The organism is Flavobacterium sp. ALD4 (assembly GCF_002836475.1).
GTDB lineage: Bacteria > Bacteroidota > Bacteroidia > Flavobacteriales > Flavobacteriaceae > Flavobacterium.
In genome coordinates, this window is record NZ_PJBJ01000028.1 from 71,718 (window position 1) to 95,588 (window position 23,871).

26 protein-coding genes are annotated in these 23,871 nt (G+C 36.4%); 19 read left to right on the plus strand and 7 right to left on the minus strand.

Annotated elements, in window-relative coordinates:
• Positions 1–48 precede the first annotated feature (48 nt).
• The 5 genes from CXF59_RS06685 to CXF59_RS06705 form a co-directional block, all read right to left on the minus strand.
• A complete protein-coding gene (locus CXF59_RS06685) occupies positions 49–942 on the minus strand; it encodes a hypothetical protein (RefSeq protein ID WP_101137068.1) in 894 nt (297 codons plus the stop codon).
• Positions 943–957: 15 nt separating this feature from the next.
• Complete coding sequence (locus CXF59_RS06690; RefSeq protein WP_101137069.1) at positions 958–2,661, minus strand: SusD/RagB family nutrient-binding outer membrane lipoprotein; 1,704 nt, start codon at positions 2,659–2,661, stop codon at positions 958–960.
• A gap of 10 nt (positions 2,662–2,671) precedes the next feature.
• Positions 2,672–5,824, minus strand: a complete 3,153-nt coding sequence (locus tag CXF59_RS06695; protein ID WP_101137070.1) for a SusC/RagA family TonB-linked outer membrane protein — start codon at positions 5,822–5,824, stop codon at positions 2,672–2,674.
• A 764-nt stretch (positions 5,825–6,588) separates the two neighbouring features.
• Entirely contained in the window at positions 6,589–8,025 is a 1,437-nt protein-coding gene (locus tag CXF59_RS06700; protein ID WP_101137071.1) for a SusD/RagB family nutrient-binding outer membrane lipoprotein, read from the minus strand.
• A gap of 11 nt (positions 8,026–8,036) precedes the next feature.
• Entirely contained in the window at positions 8,037–11,294 is a 3,258-nt protein-coding gene (locus CXF59_RS06705) for a SusC/RagA family TonB-linked outer membrane protein (RefSeq protein ID WP_101137072.1), read from the minus strand.
• 489 nt (positions 11,295–11,783) lie between these two features.
• Here CXF59_RS06705 and CXF59_RS06710 point away from each other — a divergent pair, with 489 nt between their 5' ends.
• Positions 11,784–11,990, plus strand: coding sequence for a hypothetical protein (locus CXF59_RS06710; RefSeq protein ID WP_101137073.1), 207 nt, complete (start codon positions 11,784–11,786; stop codon positions 11,988–11,990).
• Here the strand turns inward: CXF59_RS06710 and CXF59_RS15300 are convergent.
• Entirely contained in the window at positions 11,980–12,462 is a 483-nt protein-coding gene (locus CXF59_RS15300) for a BamA/TamA family outer membrane protein (protein WP_101137074.1), read from the minus strand. The genes CXF59_RS06710 and CXF59_RS15300 overlap by 11 nt on opposite strands.
• Positions 12,463–12,801: 339 nt before the next feature.
• Positions 12,802–12,942, minus strand: coding sequence for a hypothetical protein (locus CXF59_RS15305; protein ID WP_232758726.1), 141 nt, complete (start codon positions 12,940–12,942; stop codon positions 12,802–12,804).
• Positions 12,943–13,977: 1,035 nt separating this feature from the next.
• Between CXF59_RS15305 and rpsL the strand changes: the two genes are divergently transcribed.
• The 18 genes from rpsL (at position 13,978) to rpsN (ending at position 23,835) form a co-directional block, all read left to right on the plus strand.
• Positions 13,978–14,361 carry a 30S ribosomal protein S12 gene (rpsL, locus tag CXF59_RS06720; protein ID WP_007136570.1) on the plus strand — a complete coding sequence of 128 codons (384 nt, stop codon included), beginning with the start codon at positions 13,978–13,980 and terminating at the stop codon, positions 14,359–14,361.
• 73 nt (positions 14,362–14,434) lie between these two features.
• A complete protein-coding gene (rpsG, locus tag CXF59_RS06725) occupies positions 14,435–14,911 on the plus strand; it encodes a 30S ribosomal protein S7 (RefSeq protein WP_016989333.1) in 477 nt (158 codons plus the stop codon).
• Positions 14,912–14,921: 10 nt separating this feature from the next.
• Positions 14,922–17,078, plus strand: a complete 2,157-nt coding sequence (gene fusA / locus CXF59_RS06730) for an elongation factor G (protein WP_101137075.1) — start codon at positions 14,922–14,924, stop codon at positions 17,076–17,078.
• Positions 17,079–17,089: 11 nt separating this feature from the next.
• Positions 17,090–17,395: a 30S ribosomal protein S10 gene (rpsJ, locus tag CXF59_RS06735; RefSeq protein WP_011963470.1), complete on the plus strand. Its 306-nt coding sequence runs from the start codon at positions 17,090–17,092 to the stop codon at positions 17,393–17,395.
• A 153-nt stretch (positions 17,396–17,548) separates the two neighbouring features.
• A complete protein-coding gene (rplC, locus tag CXF59_RS06740; RefSeq protein ID WP_101137076.1) occupies positions 17,549–18,166 on the plus strand; it encodes a 50S ribosomal protein L3 in 618 nt (205 codons plus the stop codon).
• Positions 18,166–18,795: a 50S ribosomal protein L4 gene (gene rplD, locus CXF59_RS06745; RefSeq protein WP_101137077.1), complete on the plus strand. Its 630-nt coding sequence runs from the start codon at positions 18,166–18,168 to the stop codon at positions 18,793–18,795. Before rplC ends, rplD begins: the two co-directional genes overlap by 1 nt.
• 6 nt (positions 18,796–18,801) lie before the next feature.
• Positions 18,802–19,092: a 50S ribosomal protein L23 gene (gene rplW / locus CXF59_RS06750; RefSeq protein WP_016989329.1), complete on the plus strand. Its 291-nt coding sequence runs from the start codon at positions 18,802–18,804 to the stop codon at positions 19,090–19,092.
• A gap of 9 nt (positions 19,093–19,101) precedes the next feature.
• Positions 19,102–19,926, plus strand: coding sequence for a 50S ribosomal protein L2 (gene rplB / locus CXF59_RS06755; protein ID WP_016989328.1), 825 nt, complete (start codon positions 19,102–19,104; stop codon positions 19,924–19,926).
• Between the two features lie 7 nt (positions 19,927–19,933).
• Complete coding sequence (rpsS, locus tag CXF59_RS06760) at positions 19,934–20,212, plus strand: 30S ribosomal protein S19 (RefSeq protein WP_007136562.1); 279 nt, start codon at positions 19,934–19,936, stop codon at positions 20,210–20,212.
• Between the two features lie 6 nt (positions 20,213–20,218).
• Positions 20,219–20,629, plus strand: a complete 411-nt coding sequence (gene rplV, locus CXF59_RS06765; protein ID WP_101137078.1) for a 50S ribosomal protein L22 — start codon at positions 20,219–20,221, stop codon at positions 20,627–20,629.
• Positions 20,630–20,634: 5 nt separating this feature from the next.
• Entirely contained in the window at positions 20,635–21,384 is a 750-nt protein-coding gene (gene rpsC / locus CXF59_RS06770) for a 30S ribosomal protein S3 (protein ID WP_101137079.1), read from the plus strand.
• An 18-nt stretch (positions 21,385–21,402) separates the two neighbouring features.
• Positions 21,403–21,828: a 50S ribosomal protein L16 gene (gene rplP / locus CXF59_RS06775; RefSeq protein WP_016989325.1), complete on the plus strand. Its 426-nt coding sequence runs from the start codon at positions 21,403–21,405 to the stop codon at positions 21,826–21,828.
• Between the two features lie 13 nt (positions 21,829–21,841).
• Positions 21,842–22,039 carry a 50S ribosomal protein L29 gene (gene rpmC / locus CXF59_RS06780; protein WP_101137080.1) on the plus strand — a complete coding sequence of 66 codons (198 nt, stop codon included), beginning with the start codon at positions 21,842–21,844 and terminating at the stop codon, positions 22,037–22,039.
• 11 nt (positions 22,040–22,050) lie between these two features.
• Positions 22,051–22,311, plus strand: coding sequence for a 30S ribosomal protein S17 (gene rpsQ / locus CXF59_RS06785; RefSeq protein ID WP_016989323.1), 261 nt, complete (start codon positions 22,051–22,053; stop codon positions 22,309–22,311).
• A 2-nt stretch (positions 22,312–22,313) separates the two neighbouring features.
• A complete protein-coding gene (rplN, locus tag CXF59_RS06790) occupies positions 22,314–22,682 on the plus strand; it encodes a 50S ribosomal protein L14 (protein ID WP_007136556.1) in 369 nt (122 codons plus the stop codon).
• Positions 22,683–22,693: 11 nt separating this feature from the next.
• Entirely contained in the window at positions 22,694–23,008 is a 315-nt protein-coding gene (rplX, locus tag CXF59_RS06795; RefSeq protein ID WP_101137081.1) for a 50S ribosomal protein L24, read from the plus strand.
• Between the two features lie 2 nt (positions 23,009–23,010).
• Positions 23,011–23,562 carry a 50S ribosomal protein L5 gene (gene rplE / locus CXF59_RS06800; protein WP_101137082.1) on the plus strand — a complete coding sequence of 184 codons (552 nt, stop codon included), beginning with the start codon at positions 23,011–23,013 and terminating at the stop codon, positions 23,560–23,562.
• Positions 23,563–23,565: 3 nt separating this feature from the next.
• Positions 23,566–23,835, plus strand: a complete 270-nt coding sequence (rpsN, locus tag CXF59_RS06805; protein WP_016989319.1) for a 30S ribosomal protein S14 — start codon at positions 23,566–23,568, stop codon at positions 23,833–23,835.
• Positions 23,836–23,871 lie beyond the last annotated feature (36 nt).

The following is a 23,871-nucleotide window of genomic DNA, read 5'->3' on the forward strand; positions in this document are numbered from 1 at the left end:
GAGGTTGATGTTTAATCAACCTCTTTAAGATAGTTATAATAAAAAATATTAGATTTTAGTAAAAACCGAATTACCATAATCACCGTAATCGTTTTCCCAACGAATACTCAATGTTCCATCTGCGTTAACAGTTCCGGTAAGTTTTACATTTGCACTAAATGGTTCTATATATGAACCGGAAAGTGTACCGCATACGTCAGTAAATTTACCTGGATAATCTCTTGTGATACTGTAGATGTCATACCATAATTGATATAGTCCTGCATATCCATCAGATAATGTGTAGCTTCCTCCTCCATTATCAGTTATAGTTACTTCATAAGGGTAATTAGTAATAGGGTTTTTAGAAGGGGCTGGGCCACTATCAGTGGACATCCCTGAGGATATAACGGAATAAGTTCCGCCTAAATCCGACGGGCAAGATACAGGATAGCTTTGTAATAATGTATACTTGTTTGAGTTTGCAATATCTGCACCGTAGTTTGCAGTACCATCATCATTTAAAAGTTTAAGGATGCTACCGTCTTTCAAAGTTAGTATGGCAGAAACTGTAAATTTATCCCCAAGTCCAAAATCACTTTTTGAGTTTAACACTGTAAATGCAGCAATTAAATCATTTGTAGTGAAATTTAAATTTGCAGGGAATGTCGTAACGTTGGCTTTCATTATGGCTCTGGATACGGTCGTTCCTTTTGTGTAAGAACCTACAATATCCATAGAGGAAACTTCTCCTTGAGCTACAGCAACAGTTAATCCTAGATTGAAACTACCCCCTTTACCTAAGCTAATTAAGTTGATGAAGTTATCTGTTCCAGCTGTTTTAGTTATATTAGGTACTGCCCCAACTTTCAGATCAATTGTTGATGTGCCGCCGTCGTTAGTACAAGAAGGCAGTAGCAAAGCTGCTGCGAATATTGCGAATAATAATTTTATTTTTTTCATAATGTAATATTTATTTTAAAGGTCCCAAAATATTTTGTAGGTAGTAGCGTCTTTTTGGGCTGGAGCGTTTAGATTTGAGTTTAATTCGTTTTGCGGCCAGAAAAGGGACACTTGATAGGTATTGTTTTGTATCGTTTGCGAATCAATCAATGGCCATGCATCTCCGTTGTTAAGCTGATACTCTGGAGAAGCTCCAAGAGGATTTGCTAAAATCGGGAAACCAGTTCTTCTGTAATCAGTATATTGATCCATAGGGTCGCCACAAGTTCCTACCCATTTTTGGGTCATTATAATTTCTAGTTTTTTGGCAGGAGCTGCAGCATTAAATTCTGCAAGAACGTTGGTTATAAATGCTGTCACCGTAGTCGAACCTGCTAACACAGGAATGATTTGTGACGACTTATTTAACGAAACTACCTGGTCAACCTTGGCAAAACTCGCTTTCATAGCTTGGTTTAATTTGGCTGAAGCTGTTCCGGCAGTGGTTAGTTGTCCTACGTGAATTAATTCAGCCTGAATATAAAGGAATTCATCATAAGTTAACATTCTGAAAGGAGCAATACCGGTTCCTGTGTTTCCATCCATAATGCCACCTTTGCCATCGTCATATCTACCACCCGTTTGAAAGATACCGGGGTAAGTGTATGAATTTTCCGCACTTTGTCCTTGGTTAGGGCCAACAGTACCAAATCTAATACTGAAGAAACCAGTAGATTTGTCCCAATAGTCAGCATTAGGATTTCCTGTGGTTGCATTTCCTGTATCAGGAGGTAATACGCCTGCTTTTAACTGATTGAAGAAGAAGTACTTCATTCGAGGGTCAGGGTTGTTGGCATGTATATTTGGATTTACCCCTTTTAGAATTTCATAAAACCAAGGGCTTTGATAAGCACCAAATTGTGTACTATTATATGAATCTAAATATAAATTGTTTCTTTCCTCAGGAGCAACACTTGCTGTATGATTAAACTGGAAATCATCTGCCGCTGAAGTGAAAAAATTATTTTCGGCAACCAATGCTTTAAACCCGGCTGTATCGAAATCATTGGTTAATCTTACTTGGTTGTATAATTTCAATTTAAAAGTATTCGCAAACTTAATCCATTTCGCTGTATCTCCTTTGTAAAACAAATCATTTGCAGCTGGTTTTTGTGTCCCTGCATTAGTTGCTATATTTGCTTTAGCAGTTGCTATTAATTTGAAGACATCAGCATATATCGCTTTTTGAGCATCAAACTTTGGACTCACTATACCTGCTGTTAAGTTTGTTGCTTCAGTATAGGGAACATCTCCCCATAAATCAACTGCCAACGCCATTAAATAGGCTTTTTGCATTTGAGCAATACCAACATACACTAAATCCCCAGATGCAGTTGCTTGGTCTATTAATGTCTGGATGTCAGTTAAGGTCAAATAGATAGTGTCCCAGTCATTATTTACAGGTATACTTCCAACTTTGGTTCCGTACTGGTCATACTCTTCTCTAGTAGTCATTTGATGCGTATAAACCGCAAGAATGTTCCCTGAAAAATTGTTGAAGTCTGTGACGCTGCCCACGCCAACCTGTGTGTTAGTCAGTAAAAGCGATAGTGGTGCAACAGTAGGGCTGTCCTTGTCTGTATTAACATCCAGGTAATCGCTACAACTAATAAAAAGTGTTGTAAGCAATAACAAAGCGATGGTGATTTTGTTATTTTTTATTTTTATTAAAAGTTCCATATTTTTTTTTTTAGAATGTTAAATTAAGCTTGATTCCAAATCTTTTAGAAGTAGGTGCGGATGCAATCTCAATTCCTTGAGATGTTCCTGATCCTAAGCTAGTTACGTCCGGGTCAAAGTTAGTATATTTAGGTACGTTTGGTGCGAAGTACCAAAGATTATTTCCAATTGCACTTAAGCTCACTGATCCAAAAGGTGTTTTGTCAATAAATTTTGCCGGAAAATCATATGTTAGACTCACATTACTCAATCTATAAACAGTAGCGTCATAAACGGATGCCTCATCTACACTGTTTATACCAAATGTGTTTGAATTTGATGGAGAAAAATAAAGCTCATTCATTGATAACTGTGTAGTATTTGGGATTTGAGCTCCTGATGCATCCAGCAACGCAGTTCCTGTTGTTGTGTTACCATAGAAACCTGGGATAATAAAAGTGTTTTCTCTGTTTTCTGTATCTTTAGTTACACCACGTCCTAACAATGTGTTAATTGTCGTAGAAGAGATATCGCCTCCTTCTTTCCAGTCGAATTGTGCTTTTAAAGAGAATCCTTTATACGTGAAAGTATTGATAAATGCCATTCTGAAATCCGCTTGTGGATTACCTATGTACCCAGGGGTCGGGTCTTGGATAACTCCACCCGCTTTGTCAATAAGGAAGTTTCCGTTTGCGTCCCTTGCAAATTTTGTACCATAAAAGAATCCATAAGCCTGTCCTACTTCAACATATCCAACTGCATTTGCTCTTAACGGAAATCTTTCAAGACCGTCAATCAACTTGGTTACTTTGTTTTCGTTCTTTGTATAATTAGTTTGTAAAGACCATTTAAAATCTTTTGTTCTAAACGGAACAAGTGTTAATGCTAATTCAACACCTTTGTTTTCTATAGAACCTAAATTTGTGTTGTATTGTGCAAATCCACTAGTTGTTGGAACGGTGATCGGAGTGATCAGATCAGTTGATGTTTTTTTGTACAAACTCACATCTACTATAACTCTTCGCTTGAAAAACTCTAAATCTGCTCCAACTTCCACCTCTTCAGTAAACTCTGGCTTAATATTTGGATCTGCCAAAGAAGTTGAATTTCCAATTGTTGCAGTATTATTATAGGCTACTCCGAGGTTGAAAGTTTGGTTAATAAACTCTGAAGATGCATCTCTACCCACTTTTCCGTAACCTCCTCTTATTTTTGCAAAACTCAAGATGTTACTATTCATGTTTAAAGCCTCTGTTATTATAAACGAAGCACTTACTGAAGGGTAAAAATAGGAATTGCTTTCCTTAGGCAAAGAAGAACTCCAGTCATTTCTTCCGGTCGCGTTGATATATAAGAATTCTTTATAATCAAATGTCACATCAGCAAAAACTCCAACGCTTCTTTTCTCACTTCCAGAATCAGCGTTATTGACTACAGTAAGGACATTGCCTAAATTAAAGATATTCGCGACCTTAAAGCCGGTACCTTCATTTTGCGTTCTTTTATTACTGTTTTGTAAAATATTATTCCCAACGATTGCGGCTAGTCCAATATCGTCTGTTAATTTATATTTAAAGTTAACTAACAATGTGGACTCAATATCCTGGTTGCTAAAGTTGTCCGTTACCAACGATCCTAAACCACCACTAGCTCTTGAATATAAATCACGAATTTCCGCTCTTTCCAGTGAGTATTTGTTGACACCAGCTCTGTAGAATACATTTATGTTGTCATTAAACGCATAGCTCAAATTTAAACCTACCACTGTTCTGGTTGTATTTGTAGTGATTTGATCGTGTTTCCAAGACCATAAAGGGTGGTCGAATTGAGTTCCGTTTGGTGTAACTGACCTTCCGTCTGTTAAGTCTTCGTAAGGTAAATTAAGATCCCAGTTTCGTGCTAAAAACAAAGTTCTTGCAAAAGATGACGATGAACCACCAAATTGATTTTCTCCAAAAAAGGCACCTACTTGTTTTGTGTCAGCATAACTCATGTTGGCACCAGCTGTCAACTTATTTGCCAATTTAAACGTTCCTCCTGCAGAGAAAGACGTTCTGTCGTAAGTATTGGAAGGTATGTATCCGTTTTGCCCTAAATCTGAGATTGTTACATTGAAACTCCCATCTTGATTAGCATAACTTAATCCAATCGTATTTTCCGCTATTGAACCAGTTCTAAACAAGTCTTTTACATTATTTGGTTTAGCAACGTAAGGAACTGTTGGTCCAAATTGTGTAGGAAATGCGGCGAGTAAAGTTGGCCATGTAGGAATGGTTTCTCTCGAGTCGAATCTAGGTCCCCATGAACCATTTGCATTTGCATAATTGAAATTGACACCTGCACCATATGTGTTTTGATAGTCAGGTAAGTTCGCAATTTGCTCAAGAAAAACTCCTGATCCAAAGTTTACACTTAATTTTTTATTTTGTTTTGTGCTAAGAGAACCAGATTTGGTAGTTATTACGATAACACCATTTACCGCTCTTGAACCATATAATGCGGCAGCTGCAGCACTCTTAAGTACGTTGACACTTGCAATGTCATTAGGATCTAGACTAGACAATGCAGATTCATATCCACCACCTCCGGTAACTTGATTTGATGTTGTTACCTGTGTGTTGTTATATGCAATTCCGTCTACAATAATTAGAGGTTGTATGTCTCCGCTAAATGTAGAAATACCTCTAATTGTAATTTGATTTGCAGCACCTGCAGCACCAGTAGAAACGTTGACGTTTACACCAGCAACTTTTCCCTGAAGAGAACGTACTAAATCCGGTTCGGAAGATTCAGTAATGTCTTCAGTTTTCACGCTGCTTACACTATATCCTAATTGCTTTGGTTTTCTTTTAATACCAAAAGCTGTAACAACTACGCCTTCAAGTTCTACCGCGCTGCTTTTCATTTTAACATTTACCAATGTTGATGTGGCTTTAACTTCTTGGCTTAACATGCCGATGTAGCTAAAAATTAAAATTTGACTTGGGGCTGCTTTGATAGCAAATTTTCCGTCAAAATCAGTTTGTGTCCCGAATTTCGTTCCTTTAACCAATACACTTACGCCTGGTATGGGCATTCCTGCATTGTCAGAAACAACACCAGTAACAGCTCTTTCTTGAGCAAAGGTTAGTTGCGCCATCAGTACTACAAGTAGTACTAAGATTCCATTGAACTTTAGTTTCATCTTTAATTATTTTGAATTATTAAAACAAAAATAGCCAATAAAATGTTAATATTCCTAATAAACTTTACTGTTTTTTTAAGTTGTTTTAACAAAAGCTGTGGCGAATGTTAAAATAATGAGCGTTTCTGAGTTTTTTGTGTTGTTATTTAAGTGTGTGCAAAGTAGTGGTTTTTATTTTGAAATAGTAAATAGGAATATTTGATTTACATTAGTGGTACTTGTGTTACGTATTGATTAATAGGTCTTTGAAAATAAATTCTTTTTTGTCAAATAAAAAAGATGAGTAGAGTGGTAGGAGATATTTTTATGTTATTGCAGTTAAAAAAAAATATCAGGAAGCCTTTTTTTAGATGACTTGGTTAATTGTCAGATTTAGATTGCTTTATAGTTTTTTTTGTTTTGTAGACAGTTGATGTTTTATTTTAGTTAAAAAGCAGCTAATTATGTTCGATAACTAATTTTTTGTGTACCGCAATTTGAGGACGGTAAAATTCAAATAATCTAAGGCCGTAAAAGGGATGTTTTTTTATTTCAATATTAGATATTGTCAGCTATGTTCTTTAGTTCGGTTAATTCAACAATACTACTTTTCGTGTAAAGCTATTTTGGGACCGGACAAGTAACGCAAAAAAATCACGAATGAGTCACTGGTGGTTTTAATGGGATTCTATTTACAAGTATGTTGATGTAGTGAAAGGAAGTAATGAAAAAGGCTGCCAAAAATTGGCAGCCTTAATAACTTATAATGATGTAAAATAATTATTCTAGTTTACGTCCCAGAATAGTTGCGTTGTTTGCGTATCGCCACCTATTGCTGATGATGCCGCATCATAGTTGGTAACATTAAGGTTTTGTTCGCTAATTGGGTACGTATATCTTGTAGGAACTGGAAGTTCAGATATAGCAGCTACGTTAAAACCTGGGATGTCGTAGGTTCTATAAGCTGTCCAAGCTTCAAATCCTCTGTTGTACATAGCTAACCAAAGTTGATTACCAATTTTCACCTTCCAATCGCCTGGTGCAGTTGCGTAAGCTACATCTGGATTTAGTAAATAAGTAGCTACGTCAGGAGCTCCCCAATAATTAAAGGAAGCTGTAATACCTGCGTTATAGAATCCTGCCGCTTGAGCAGGCGTGCCTGAGATAGCACGTTCCGCTGCATCTGCTAAGTAAAAAGAAACTTCTGCAAAATCCATTAGGCATGCTGGATTGTCAGCCATTTCCATTATTTCACCAATGTGAGTATATGAACTATAACTGTTGTTATCACCGTAAGGTCCACCATCATAAATACCGGCTCCTAGGTTCTCCTGAAAGTAAAATGGTCTTCTAGGGTCACTAACATTATTCATAAAGTCTACTAATGTATTGGCAGGAACGAAATCAGATCGTCCAGTCTGCACTAGATCAACCCATACTGGATTGGTGTTCGGAGGTGTAGTAGAATAAGGGAGAGAAGTATTATCCGCGTTTGATGTAAATACGCCACCGCTTACGGCAGATGTAATTGCCGCCTGTGCCATAGTAGACATTCCAGGAGCATCAACAATTCGTATACCCATTCTTAACTTCAATGAATTACCAAACTTTTTCCAAGCACTAACGTTACCTCCGTAAAAGGGATCTGATTCGCCGAAGCCATCATTAGTTAAATTTGGAATTACTGCGGTTAAGCGTGTAAGTAAGTCTGCATAAATAGTAGCCGCATCATCATATTCAGGATTTGGGTTGTCAGTTCCTTTCAATGCCTGAGTATAAGGAATATCTCCAAAAGTTTCGACTAAATTTGCCCAAGCGTAAACACTTAAGATCTCGATTTGTGCATTACGAGATGCTTTTGAGGCAGCAGTCAATCTGTTGTTAGCATCTACAGTTGCTTTCGCAATAGAAAGATCTAACAAAACATCTCTGTACATTTCAGACCAGTGAGCATTTGTGATATTACGTGTGTTGAAGTCATAATTTGCCTCGTCAACATAGGTTGTCTCCGTCCAATGTTGGCCTAACATCCTGAAGATATTGGTGTTTACATTAGTGCTGGTCATTTGATTCACCAAACTCTTAGATGCAGAATTGAATAAAAATTCTGAATTCACCTCACTAGGGTTCTTTGGGTCTCTATTTAGGTTTTCGTAAGAGTCATCTGATTGACATGATACGAAAGCAATAATAGATAACGCTGTTAATATTATTTTTTTCATAATTTTTTTTTTTAAAACTGTAATTTAAGACTTGCTCCGATTTCTCTTATTGATGGCTGAGCTCCAGATTGATATCCTTGAACATTTCCAGAACTTAAGCCTGCCTCTGGGTCTGCATAAGGTACGCTTTTATCAATAATCCATAAGTTTCTACCAATTAAGGATACCGAGACATTGTTGAAAGGTAGTCTGCTTAAAACTTTGTCGTCAAAATTATAAGTTAAACTTGCTTGACGTAATTTGATGTAACCAGCGTCATAAACGTGCGCTTTGTTAGGAGCTCTAGCGTATCCCCATGCATTTGCATAGATGTCAGCGTTAGCTCTAACTTGGTTAGGAGTTCCATCAGGAGCTACTCCAGGCATAATAACGCCGCCGCTGTCAGCTCCGTAGTTTCCTGGTGTTCCTGTAATTGGATTTCTTACTGGGTTACCTAGTTCATTGTCAGCTGCAGAGAAGTCATACATCCCTGTTGCGTAACCATACCAAGTATCTAGAGAGAAAACATCACCACCTTTTTGCATGTCAAGCAAGAAAGATAAATTGAAGTTTTTGTATGTGATACTGTTGTTAAGTCCCGCTTTCCAATCTGCATTAATATCTCCAATTACATTGTTGCTTGATGAAGTCCTTGGGTAAGTACCAATTCTGCTTGCACTTCCTGTTTGGTTAACAATTGGTTGACCATTGTCAGCGTAAATGTAATCGCTACCTCTGATTGTTCCGTAAGGCTGTCCAGGCGTTGCATTAATCGAAATACCACCTTGTAGAGATGCCAATTGTAAGTTGTCAATACCATTAAGCAATTCAACTACTAAACTTTTGTTTTGAGACCAGTTTAGATTTAAATCCCATTGAAAATCAGCTGTTTTAAATGGAGTAGCATTCAATTGTACTTCCACTCCTTTATTTTCAATAGTACCAGCGTTTAATACTGCTGATCCATATCCTGTCGAAGTTGATAATGGAATATTGGTAATCTGGTTGATGTTTTGATTATTGTAGTATGAAAGATCAAAGCCAATGCGTCTCTTTAAAAATGACATTTCTAATCCAATTTCATAACTGTTTTGTCTCTCCGGTAAAAGATTCAAATTAGCTAGAGTAGTAGGGTTTGAAGCAACAGCTGTTCCGTTAAATGGAGTTCCAAAAGATAATGTATTGAAAACTCTATATGGATCTGTAGCACTACCTACCTCTGCATAATTAGCTCTTACTTTACCAAATGACAACCATGGAGCGTCAATTAAAGAAGAGAATACTAAACTTCCAGAAACAGAGTAGTAGCCAAATCTATTGTTTTCTTGTGGTAAAGTAGATGAACGGTCAGTTCTGTAGGAACCCTCAAGGTAAGCAAAACCATCATAGCCTAAACTTGCTCTGATGTATTCACCATCAACCATACTACTTGAATCGTATTCACTAGGTGCGTTAATTGGACTAACACTGTTTGAAAGTGAGTAAAGACTTTTTATGTTTAAACCACCGTTGGTTACAGCAAAAATACTGTTTCTAACATTGTTTCTTAGGTTGACACCGATATTACCCTCTAGATTTAATTTATCCGTTAAATCTTTATTGAAGTTTAACATTGCATCGTAGTTATACTCAGCGACATTGTTGTTGTATCTTGAATATTCTGATACATCAGCACTTCCAACATTTTTTCTTTCTTCTTGCAGTTCGCTATACGTATCAAATGAGAATCTGACACTTGCAGATAACCAGTCGTTGATCTTGTTGTCTATAGCTACATTACCAAATAATCTTGTTCTTGTATCTGTTTCGTAATTTTCATAGAATGTCCAATATGGATTATCTGAGTAAATTGGACTTAAGTTATCAGGACTATTAGGATTCCAAGTAATGTTGTCTCCAGTAAGAAAATAAGCGTCTTTTTGTTCATTAAAATCAACATTCATTTGGTTCCATTGTCTGAACTGTTGCATAATGTTACCAGAGGAATAACCGGTTCCGTTTCTACCTTTACCGTCATTTTTAACAAAATTAAAATAAGTAGAAACAGTCAGTTTGTCCGACAAATCATGAGATCCAGAAAAAGATATAGTATTTCTTTTGATGCTACTATTAGGTAGGTTACCTTCTTGTAATAAGTTAGTGAAACCCAATCTAAATGAACTTTTATCAGTACCACCATCTAAGGAAACAGAGTTTACTGCAGTACTTCCAGTACCCCAAACAGAGTTCGGTGTATTTTTTCCAGCTATCCAAGGAGTTGCTTTTTGGTAAGTGTCTGGTAGCTGCGGATAAATGGAGTTCCATTGGTAAACCATTAAACTTGGGTCAAATGCAGCACCGTATGATGCATCTTCGGTAAACACAGTAGTCAAGTCATCCACACCGTCGCCATTAACGTCATATAAGCCAAAGTATCCGCCTGGACCATCGTAATAAGGACCATATCCTGCTCCGTATTTATTTTGGTATTTAGGTAAGGTTGATTTATCTGCAGTACCTAAAGTAATGCTAGAGTTGATTGTTACACCAATACCTTTTTGTTTCCCCCCTTTTTTAGTAACGATCATTACGACACCATTAGAAGCACGAGAACCATAAAGTGCTGTTGCAGCAGCTCCTTTCAAAACGTTGATAGATGCAATGTCATCAGGATTTATATCTGACGCAGCATTTCCGTAGTCAAAACCACCTCTACCTGTTTTTTGATCTTGGCTGTTTGAGTTACCATTATCTATAGGTATACCATCAACAACAAATAATGCTTGATTGTTTCCTGATATAGAGTTGTTACCTCTAATAACAACTTGAGTAGATCCCCCTAAATTACCAGATGTCTTGATGTCCAAACCTGCAACTTTTCCAGAAAGTGAGTTTACAAAATTGGAACTTTTTACATTTGATACTTCGTCACCTGAAACTTCTTGAGTTGCATAACCTAAGGATTTTTTCTCTCTTTTAATACCTAAAGCAGTTACTACAACTCCTTCAAGTTCAAATGCATCTCCAGTCATTGTAATATTTACAGTTGATGAAGAAGCCGCCATTGATTGGGTTTTCATCCCAATATAGCTAAATGTTAAAATTTGACTAGGAGAAGCTTTAATTGCATATTTCCCGTCAAAATCAGTGTTTGTGCCAAGTTTTGTTCCTTTAACCAATACACTCACACCCGGTATAGGCATTCCTGCATTGTCGGAAACAACTCCTGTCACAACTCTCTCTTGCGCAAAAGTTAGTTGCGCCATCAGCACTACAAGTAGTACTAAGATTCCATTGAACTTTAGTTTCATTTTTAATTATTTTGAATTAGTGTTACAAAATTCTTAATAATACGTTAATTACACTAAGGAATACATGGGTTTAACGTGTGTTTTTAGTATAAAGTAATTGAAATGTTAAATTGATGGCAAATTTCGTCCTATTTAAGTTTGTGTTCACGGTATGTGCAATAAAGTAATTTGTTTTGTGGGTCGTGGGCTCTGGTTGACGTAGGATTAGTCTTGTTTTGAGGGTTTTTTTGGGAAGTTGTTTTGTTTCAATTGTGTTTGTACTGTGCGAATTAATAGATTATTAGATTGGTAATAATAGAATTAAGTGCTAAAAGAGGGTTAAGACTTGAAAGCGTTTTATATACCGCTTGAAACAGAGTTTTTAAAGTCTTTACTGTTAAAATCCTACTGGAACATCAAGCCGTAAAAGTGCCGACGAAGAAGTTTGTAAAAAAAAAGGTTGTTTAGTCATGCGCAATACCTCTGTCAAAAAGCACAGGAATATGCAAAATGAATGGAAACGCTCACTGGTGTGTCGGTAAAGTGGCTGAGAAACGATGTAAGCAGGGAGGTTTATGGACCGTTGTCAGTAAAAACATGAGTCCTTTATTGGAAGCAGTTGCCGTAATAGTGACTTCTTTTTTTGTCGGGCGTTTTTGGGGTATGATTAGTTTTAAGACATATAATACGCTAAAGTTTCTGGTTTTTAAAATTTAACATTATAACTTATGTGAATAATGGTATTCGAGAGGGTTAAGGTATCAGTATTGTTGAGTCCGTTTGCAAAAGCTAATTTTAACAAACCATTTTTTGTTTGCAAGCCAAGGCCAAATCCAACGCTAAACAGATTGTCAGTTGTTTTTATTGTTTCGGGTTTTGCTGGGTCGTTAAATCGGCTATAGTCAATTATGGTGTGAAAGTATAGAGTAGGGGATGCGGTATACCGATATTCTGTTAAGATTGTAGTCATGAAATTGGCCTGAAGGCTATTTTCTGTAAAGCCACGTATAGAATTTATCCCTCCAAAACGCAGTAATTCATTTGTTATGTAATTGGTGCTTTTCAGATAGTGGTTTTGACTTCGTATGTTGATGGAGTTTTTTCCGTTCAGGTAAAAAGTATGCATTGCGGATAAGTCAATGTAAAATTGCGGATTTGTGATTGTATTGTTATTTTTATCGTTTACCAATGCCCGTTTTAATGTTTAGCTTTGATTTATTCAAAAAAAGCGAACTATGGTCGTCTGATTTCGAATAGGATAATTCGGAGTCAGGTATGAGTTTTTATAATCACTGATAAAGGAGTCGTTCGTGTTTTGGATGTCACTGGAAATTGTTGATTGATATCCGAGATAGAACCGTGTATCGTAATTTAAAAAATAACTGATGTCGATTTCGGTTTTGGTATTTTGAAACGTGCTGTCTTGTTTGAAGATGTTTAATTCTCCTTTTACTCCAATTGGGCTTTTGAAGAGGTAGGGTAACTCTAAAGAGGTGTTGAATGTTCTTTGTTGGTTTCCGTCAGTTTTCTAATAAAGTGAAAATTGTTCCCCAACTTGCAAGGTGTTTTCTAAAGTTACATCCAGATAGCCGTTGAAGGTTATCTTTTTATTTTCATTATTGTTGAACCCTATGAAGCCGTCAAAAGTATTGGACTTTCTTTTTTCCAAATACACATAAACTTTAGTGCTGTCTTTTGTAAATAAAATTTCCGGATATTTTATTTGGTTTACAAAGTCAAATCTTTCAAATTTATTATGTATTTTGCTTACAATGTCTTGGTTGAAAATTTTGTTTTTGTATTTGCGTCTGATTTGGGTTAGGTGTCCTTCTGGGAAATTGTTCTTCTGTTGGTTATTCTTGTGTTTTATTATGATAGCGTTAAGTTGTCTTTGATTTTCTGATTCGAATTGCAGTTCGGTAAAAAGTGTGTTTCTTTTTTTTTTTTGATATTGGTTAGTTTTAGTTTGGCTAATGAATATCCTATTCTTTCTAAGGCGCTTGTTTTTTGTTTTAAAAAAGTTTCTACTTCGGTGTATTGGAGAAAAATGCTATCCTGTATTGTGTGGGGAGACAGTAAATTCGCAACGGTTTTATTAGCACATACATATACATATATATATATATATATATATGTATATGTATGAATTTTATTCTGGTGCCTAAATGGAATCGAGCGATAAAAGTGGAGTCGTTTCCTTGAAGTCGTTCTGTTACTTTGTTTTCAATATAGCCTAATTTTGACAGTTTTTGGGAGGTTGTCTCGATTTCAGTACGTAGTGATTTTAGGTTTTTGTGCTGCGATGTGTAGTTTAGCGAGTCGATTACTTTGTTTTCCGTCAAGGAGCTGCCTGTTAATTGCAATTCAAAATTTTGGGCATGGCAATGTAAGTTAAACGTGAGTAGTAGGATATGAAGTAAGAAATATTGCAATTAGAATTAAGTTTTTATAAATGTACTGCAAATATCTAATGTTTGTAATAAAAATCAAACGGCTAATTAATCATGCTGAAATTGCCCTGAAAGGGAGAGCTAGTTTGTTCCGGTTAGTGGATAATGTGGATTCTTTATTCCGTTAAATAACAAATGTTTACTCAAATTAAAAATTAATGAATTAACGTTTGTAGAGTGAAAAATAATTTATACATTTGCAACCCCGTAAAAAGCGGGAATTAAATATACATAATAAATTTTTAGTATTAATTATGCCAACAATTCAACAATTAGTAAGAACAGGAAGAACTCAGATAACTAAGAAGAGTAAATCGGTTGCTTTAGATTCTTGTCCTCAAAGAAGAGGGGTTTGTACGCGTGTTTACACTACTACACCAAAAAAACCAAACTCTGCAATGCGTAAAGTAGCGCGTGTACGTTTGACAAATGGTAATGAAGTAAATGCATACATCCCTGGTGAAGGACACAATTTACAAGAGCACTCGATAGTATTAGTTAGGGGTGGAAGGGTAAAAGATTTACCAGGAGTTAGATATCACATCGTTCGTGGTGCACTTGATACGTCAGGAGTAGCAGGAAGAACGCAGAGAAGATCTAAGTATGGTGCTAAACGCCCAAAAGAAGCAAAAAAGTAATTTAAAATGTTATTCTTTTAACAACACGATTGATCGTGATGTTAGGAGTGTATCGTTTTATTAAAAAAAAGACATGAGAAAAAGAGCGGCAAAGAAAAGACCACTTTTACCAGATCCAAGGTTTAACGACCAATTGGTAACGCGTTTTGTGAACAACTTAATGTGGGACGGTAAGAAATCAACAGCTTTTAAAGTTTTTTATGATGCAATTGACATTATAGAGGCTAAGAAGCAAGATGCAGAAAAACCATCATTAGACATTTGGAAAGATGCTTTAGCAAACGTTATGCCTCACGTAGAAGTACGTAGTCGTAGAGTTGGTGGAGCTACATTTCAAATTCCAATGCAAATTAGACCAGACAGAAAAATTTCTATGGCAATGAAGTGGTTAATACTTTATTCAAGAAGAAGAAATGAAAAGTCTATGGCTCAAAGGTTAGCTTCAGAATGTTTAGCTGCGGCTAAAGAAGAAGGAGCTGCTGTTAAGAAAAGAATGGATACTCACAAGATGGCAGAAGCTAACAAAGCATTCTCTCACTTTAGATTTTAATTCATAAGAAATGGCTAGAGATTTAAAATATACAAGAAATATTGGGATTGCTGCTCACATTGATGCTGGTAAAACAACAACAACAGAGCGTATTCTTTTTTATACTGGTAAGTCACATAAAATTGGTGAAGTACACGATGGTGCTGCAACAATGGACTGGATGGCTCAGGAGCAAGAAAGAGGTATTACAATTACATCTGCAGCGACAACTTGTTCTTGGAATTTTCCAACGAGACAAGGTGAAGCATTGCCAGAGACATTGCCATATCACTTTAATATTATTGATACCCCAGGACACGTTGATTTTACTGTAGAGGTAAATCGTTCTTTACGTGTACTTGATGGGCTGGTTTTCTTGTTTAGTGCTGTTGATGGTGTTGAGCCACAATCAGAAACAAACTGGAGACTTGCAGATCAATATAAAGTACCACGTATTGGATTCGTGAATAAAATGGATCGTCAAGGTTCTGACTTTTTGATGGTTTGTCAGCAAGTTAGAGACATGCTTAAATCAAATGCTGTTGCAATTACTTTGCCAATTGGTGAAGAAAATGATTTCAAAGGTATCGTAGATTTAGTGAAAAACGAAGCTATTGTATGGCACGATGACACACAAGGGGCGACTTTTGATGTTGTAGCTATTCCTGAGGAAATGCTTGATGAAGTTAAAGAATACAGATCTATTCTTATTGAAGCGGTTGCTGATTATGATGAAAATTTGTTGGAAAAATTCATGGAAGACGAAAACTCTATTACAGAGGAAGAAATCAACAATGCATTAAGAGCTGCTGTTATGGATATGGCTATCATTCCTATGATCGCTGGTTCTTCTTTTAAAAATAAAGGAGTTCAATTCATGTTAGATGCAGTATGTAAATATTTGCCTTCTCCAGTGGATAAAGATAGCATTGAAGGAATCCATCCTGATGATGCTGACCTATTAGAAGAAGATCAAACTAAAATAATGCGTAAGCCAGATGTTAAAGAGCCATTCGCTGCTTTAGCATTTAAAATTGCTACTGATCCGTTCGTAGGACGTTTAGCTTTTTTCCGTGCCTATTCTGGACGTTTAGATGCAGGTTCTTATGTGTTGAACACGCGTTCAGGAAATAAAGAAAGAATCTCAAGAATATACCAAATGCACGCTAACAAGCAAAACCCAATCGATTTTATCGAAGCAGGAGATATTGGAGCGGCAGTAGGATTTAAAGATATTAAAACTGGAGATACATTGTGTGATGAAAAACACCCAATTATCCTAGAAAGTATGAAATTCCCTGCACCAGTAATTGGTATTGCAATTGAGCCTAAAACTAAAGCTGACGTAGATAAAATGGGTATGGCTTTAGCTAAATTAGCTGAAGAAGATCCAACGTTTACTGTTAGAACAGATGAGTCATCAGGGCAAACTATTATCTCAGGTATGGGTGAGCTTCACTTGGATATCTTAGTTGATAGAATGCGTCGTGAATTCAAAGTTGAAGTAAACCAAGGTGAGCCTCAAGTTGAATACAAGGAGGCTTTTACAAAATCGGCGGTTCATAGAGAAACATACAAAAAACAATCAGGGGGTCGTGGTAAATTCGGTGATATCGTATTTAAACTTGAGCCAGCTGATGAAGTTGAAGGGAAAGTTCCAAAAGGATTACAATTTGTTAACGCTGTAAAAGGTGGTAACGTTCCTAAAGAATATATTCCATCTGTAGAGAAAGGTTTTAGAGAAGCTATGAAAACTGGTCCTTTGGCTGGTTATCAAGTGGATAGTTTAAAAGTGACTTTAACTGACGGATCTTTTCACCCTGTCGATTCTGATGCGCTCTCTTTTGAGTTAGCTGCAAGAATGGGGTATAGAGAAGTTGCTAAAGCTGCAGGTGCTGTTATTCTTGAGCCAATCATGAAAATGGAAGTTATTACACCAGAAGAAAACATGGGAGATATCGTAGGTGATATTAACCGTCGTAGAGGTCAGGTTAATGACATGGGTGATAGAGCGGGTGCTAAAACTATTAAGGCAGATGTGCCATTATCAGAGATGTTCGGTTATGTTACAACATTAAGAACGCTTTCATCTGGTAGAGCAACATCTACTATGGAATTTTCACATTACGCGGAAACTCCTTCTAATATTTCAGAAGCAGTAATCAAAAAAGCAAAAGGAAACGCTTAATCTTTAAGAAAATGAGTCAAAAAATCAGAATAAAACTAAAATCTTACGATCACATGTTAGTAGACAAGTCTGCTGAGAAGATTGTAAAAACGGTTAAGAGTACCGGTGCAGTAGTAACAGGACCAATTCCATTACCAACTCACAAAAAACTTTTTACAGTGCTACGTTCCCCGCACGTTAACAAAAAAGCGAGAGAGCAATTTGAAGTAATGTCATACAAGAGATTGATTGATATTTATTCATCTTCATCTAAAACTATTGATGCTTTAATGAAATTAGAATTGCCTAGTGGAGTTGAAGTAGAGATCAAAGTTTAAGGATTTACTTAAGAGTAAAAAGAGCACTTTGTTTAAGTGGAAGTTTTTTTTGGATTGTGTGTAAATAAGTTATACTTTTGCACCACTTTAAAAATAAGGTCCACTTAGATGATGTGTTCTATTTTTATATTTAATAATTAATAATTAATATTTATGTCTGGGTTAATTGGTAGAAAAATCGGCATGACTAGTATTTTCGATGAAAACGGGAAGAACATTCCTTGTACAGTAATTGAAGCTGGTCCTTGTGTTGTTACCCAAGTCAGAACCATTGGTGTTGACGGGTACGAAGCGTTGCAACTGGGTTTCGATGACAAAAACGAGAAACATTCCACAAAAGCGGCTTTAGGTCACTTTAAAAAAGCGGGAACTGTAGCTAAGAAAAAAGTCGTTGAATTTCAGAATTTTGCAACAGAACAAAAACTAGGAGATCTTATAGATGTCACTATGTTTGTAGAAGGAGAATTTGTAGATGTACAAGGTGTATCTAAAGGTAAAGGTTTTCAAGGGGTTGTAAAACGTCACGGTTTTGGTGGTGTTGGTCAAGCAACTCACGGTCAACATAACCGTTTAAGAGCGCCAGGTTCTGTAGGAGCTTCTTCTTATCCATCTAGAGTATTCAAAGGAATGCGTATGGCTGGAAGAATGGGAGGAGAAAATGTAAACGTTCAAAACCTTAGAGTTTTAAAAGTAGTGGCTGAAAAGAACCTACTTGTTATAAAAGGATGTGTTCCTGGATGTAACAACTCTTATGTAATCATTCACAAGTAATGGAAGTAAAAGTATTAGATTTCAACGGAAAAGATACTGGAAGAAAGGTTGAACTTTCTGATTCAGTATTCGCAATTGAACCAAATAATCACGCAGTATACCTTGATGTTAAGCAGTATTTAGCTAATCAACGACAAGGAACGCACAAAGCAAAAGAAAGAGCTGAAGTAGCGGGAAGTACACGTAAGATTAAAAAACAAAAAGGAACTGGAACTGCTCGTGCGGGTAGTGCAAAGAATCCATTGTTTAAAGGTGGTGGAAGGGTTTTTGGACCAAGACCAAGAAGTTATTCATTCAAATTGAATAAAAGCTTGAAACGTTTGGCAAGAAAATCTGCTTTCTCAATTAAGGCAAAAGAGGCAAATATAATTGTTCTTGAAGACTTTAATTTTGAAACACCAAACACTAAAAACTTCATTAATGTTTTGAAGGCTTTAGAGTTAGAAAATAAAAAGTCTCTGTTTGTATTGGGCAATACGAATAAAAATGTATATTTGTCCTCACGTAATTTAAAGGCATCTAGCGTGGTAAGTAGCTTAGAATTAAGTACTTACGCTATTCTGAATGCTAATAACCTAGTTCTTTTAGAGAGTTCTTTGGAGATAATTGAAGAAAATTTAAGTAAATAATAGGATATGAGCATCATAATTAAACCTATAGTAACGGAAAAAGTAACCAAAGAAAGTGAAGTTTTAAACCGCTTCGGATTCGTTGTTGACAGAAAAGCAAATAAAGTTCAAATTAAGAAGGCTGTTGAAGCTGCTTATGGTGTAACTATTTTGAGTGTTAACACGATGAACGTAAGACCGGATAGAACTACAAAATACACTAAAAGTGGTTTAATCAGTGGAAAGACTAATGCAATTAAAAAAGCAATTGTTCAAGTACAAGAAGGAGAAACAATTGATTTTTACAACAATATCTAAGATAGAAAAATGTCAGTAAGAAAATTAAAACCTATTACCCCAGGTCAGCGATTTAGAGTTGTGAATGGTTATGACGCCATTACAACTGATAAGCCGGAACGCTCTTTGATAGCGCCGATAAAAAACTCTGGTGGTAGAAATAGTCAAGGAAAGATGACCATGCGTTATACGGGTGGTGGTCACAAGCAGAGATATCGTATCATTGATTTTAAAAGAACTAAGGAAGGAATTCCTGCGACAGTTAAGTCAATAGAATATGATCCAAATCGTACTGCATTTATCGCATTGTTAGCTTATGCTGATGGTGAGAAAACATACGTTATTGCTCAAAACGGATTGAAGGTAGGACAGAAATTACTTTCTGGGCCAGAATCTCAACCGGAAATTGGTAATACATTGCCGTTAAGCAGAATTCCATTAGGAACTGTAATTTCTTGTATTGAGTTAAGGCCAGGTCAAGGAGCAGTAATTGCTCGTTCTGCTGGAACATTTGCTCAATTAATGGCAAGAGACGGGAAATACGCAACAATCAAAATGCCTTCAGGTGAAACGAGATTAATCTTGTTAACTTGTGCTGCTACTATTGGAGCTGTTTCTAATTCAGACCACCAATTAGTTGTATCTGGTAAAGCAGGTAGAACAAGATGGTTAGGAAGAAGACCTAGAACAAGACCTGTTGCAATGAACCCTGTCGATCACCCAATGGGTGGTGGTGAAGGACGTTCTTCTGGTGGACATCCACGTTCAAGAAATGGAATACCAGCAAAAGGTTATAGAACTCGTTCTAAGAAAAACCCGAGTAACAAGTATATCGTAGAACGTAGAAAGAAATAATTAAGATATGGCACGTTCATTAAAAAAAGGACCTTTCGTTCATTATAAGTTAGACAAGAAAGTTCAAGAAAACATCGCAGGTGGAAACAAAGGAGTAGTAAAGACATGGTCTAGAGCTTCTATGATTACTCCAGACTTTGTTGGACAAACTATCGCAGTTCATAACGGTCGTCAATTTGTACCAGTTTACGTAACAGAAAACATGGTAGGTCACAAATTAGGAGAATTTTCACCAACTAGATCTTTTAGAGGTCATGCTGGAGCAAAAAACAAAGGTAAAAAATAAGAAGCAATGGGAGTTCGTAAAAGAGAAACAGCAGATGTGAGAAAAGAGGCTAATAAGTCTATAGCTTTCGCAAAATTGAATAACTGCCCTACTTCACCTAGAAAAATGCGCTTAGTAGCGGACTTGGTAAGAGGTCAGAAGGTAGAGAGAGCACTTAACATCTTAAGATTTAGTTCTAAAGAAGCTTCAAGAAAATTAGAGAAATTGGTTTTATCTGTTATTGCCAACTGGCAAGCAAAAAACCCTGACGCTAATATGGAAGAAGCTGGGTTATTTGTTAAAACGATTACAGTAGATGGTGGAATGATGTTGAAAAGACTTCGTCCAGCTCCACAGGGTCGTGCACACAGAATAAGAAAACGTTCTAATCACGTAACAATCGTGCTTGGATCTATTAATAACACACAAGCAATTTAATAAAGATGGGACAAAAGACAAATCCAATTGGAAATAGACTTGGTATCATCAGAGGATGGGACTCAAACTGGTATGGTGGAAATGATTACGGTGATAAACTTGCCGAGGATCACAAAATCAGAAAGTATATCCATGCTCGTTTATCAAAAGCTAGTGTATCAAAAGTAATCATCGAGAGAACTTTGAAACTTGTAACCGTTACTATCACTACAGCTAGACCTGGTATCATTATCGGAAAAGGTGGACAAGAGGTAGACAAGTTAAAAGAAGAACTTAAGAAAATTACTGACAAAGAGGTTCAAATCAACATCTTTGAAATTAAAAGACCTGAACTTGACGCGTATCTAGTTGCTACAAGCATCTGTCGTCAAATCGAAAGTAGAATTTCTTACAGACGTGCAATCAAAATGGCTATTGCTGCCTCTATGCGTATGAACGCTGAGGGTATCAAAGTTTTGATTTCTGGTCGTTTGAATGGTGCTGAGATGGCACGTTCGGAAGGTTTCAAAGACGGAAGAGTTCCTTTATCAACTTTCAGAGCCGATATTGATTATGCATTAGCTGAAGCGCATACTACTTATGGTAGAATGGGTATCAAAGTGTGGATCATGAAAGGTGAAGTTTACGGAAAGAGAGATCTTTCTCCGCTTGCTGGAATGGACAAGAAACAATCTGGCGGAAAAGGTGGAGATTCTCCTCGTGGGAAATCTAACTTTAATAAAGGTGGAAAACCAGACGCACGTAAAAGAAAGTAATTTTTAAATTAAAGAAAAATGTTACAGCCTAAAAGAACAAAATACCGAAAGGTACAAAAGGGTAAAATGAAGGGGAACTCTGGAAGAGGACATGAACTTTCTAATGGAATGTTTGGTATTAAATCTGTACATGAAGATGGAATGTTTCTAACTTCTCGTCAAATTGAAGCTGCACGTATCGCTGCAACTCGTTTCATGAAAAGAGAGGGACAATTATGGATCAAAATATTTCCAGACAAACCAATTACTAAGAAACCTCTTGAGGTACGTATGGGTAAAGGTAAAGGTGCAGTTGAGTATTGGGCTGCCGTTGTTAAACCCGGAAGAATTATGTTTGAAGTTGGAGGAGTTCCTTTGTCAGTTGCAAAAGAGGCGTTACGTCTTGCGGCTCAAAAGCTTCCAGTTAAAACTAAATTCGTAGTTGCTAGAGATTTCGAAGCATAATCTATATTATATTATGAAACAATCAGAAATAAAAGATCTTTCTGCAGCGGAGTTGCAAGAGAAGCTTAGTTTGACTAAGAAAACATATGCTGACCTAAAAATGGCTCACGCTTTATCACCAATTGAGAACCCACTTCAAATAAGAGGTGTAAGAAGAACAATTGCGAGATTGGCTACAGAGCTAACTAAAAGAGAGTTGCAATCATTGTAATCTGCCGAAAGATGGAAGAAAAAAGAAATTTAAGAAAAGAGAGAGTTGGTGTTGTAACTTCTGACAAAATGGACAAGTCTATTGTAGTTGCTGAAGTACGTAAAGTAAAACACCCCCTATACGGTAAGTTCGTGTTAAAAACAAAGAAATACGTTGCACACGACGAAACAAACGACTGTAACATTGGAGATACTGTAAGAATTAGCGAAACGCGTCCTTTAAGTAAGTCTAAATGTTGGAGATTAGTTGAAATCCTAGAAAGAGCTAAATAATTATGGTACAGCAAGAATCAAGACTAAAAGTAGCAGATAACACGGGAGCTAAAGAAGTTTTAACTATCCGTGTTTTAGGAGGTACCAAAAGAAGGTATGCCTCTGTTGGTGACAAGATTGTAGTTTCTATCAAAGATACAACTCCGAACGGAAGCGTTAAAAAAGGAGCTGTTTCAACTGCAGTTGTTGTACGTACCAGAAAAGAAGTGAGAAGAGCCGACGGATCATACATTAGATTTGATGACAACGCATGTGTGTTATTAAATGCTGCTGGTGAGATGAGAGGAACTCGCGTTTTTGGTCCGGTGGCAAGAGAACTTCGTGAAAAACAATTCATGAAAATTGTATCATTAGCACCTGAAGTGCTTTAATTCGTTTTAAGATGATAAAGCTAAAAATAAAAACAGGCGACATTGTAAGAGTAATTGCTGGAGACCATAAAGGTTCAGAAGGTAAAGTATTGCGTGTTGACCGTGAGAAAAACAAAGCGATTGTTGAAGGTGTAAACATGGTTTCAAAACATACGAAACCAAGTGCAAAAAGCCCTCAAGGTGGTATTGTGAAAAAAGAAGCTGCTATTCAAATATCTAACATATCTCTAATTGATCCGAAAACAAAGGAAACAACTAGAGTTGGAATTAGAGTTGAAGGAGATAAGAAAGTAAGATTTTCAAAAAAATCTAATCAAGTACTATAGTAATGGAGTATATACCTAGACTAAAAGAAGAATATAAGAACAGAGTAATATCTGCTCTTAAAGAGGAGTACGGATACATAAACGTAATGCAAGTTCCAAAATTGGAAAAAATCGTTTTGAGCCGTGGAGTTGGAGCAGCAGTTTCTGATAAAAAATTGATTGACTATGCAGTTGATGAATTAACAAAGATAACTGGACAAAAAGCGATATCTACAATTTCAAAGAAAGATGTTGCATCTTTCAAATTGAGAAAAGGAATGCCGATTGGTGCTAAAGTTACGTTACGTGGAGAAAGAATGTACGAGTTTTTAGATAGACTTATTACTTCTTCTTTACCACGTGTTAGAGATTTCAGTGGTATTAAAGCTACAGGTTTTGACGGAAGAGGAAACTATAACCTTGGGGTTTTAGAACAAATCATTTTCCCGGAAATTGATATCGATAAAGTTAACAAAATATCAGGTATGGATATCTCTTTTGTAACTACTGCAAAAACAGATAAGGAAGCAAAGTCATTATTGACTGAATTAGGATTACCTTTTAAAAAGAATTAAGATATGGCTAAAGAATCAATGAAAGCCCGTGAGGTGAAGAGAGAAAAAACGGTAGCTAAGTATGCTGAGAAAAGAAAAGCTTTGTTAGAGGCTGGAGATTTCGTAGGTTTGCAGAAATTACCTAAAAACGCTTCACCTGTTCGTTTACACAACAGATGTAAAATAACTGGTAGACCTAGAGGTTATATGCGTCAATTTGGTGTTTCACGTGTTACATTCCGTGAATTAGCAAATAACGGATTGATACCAGGTGTTAAAAAAGCTAGTTGGTAAAAAAGAATTTTAATTGGTTGTAGGTTCGACAGAAAA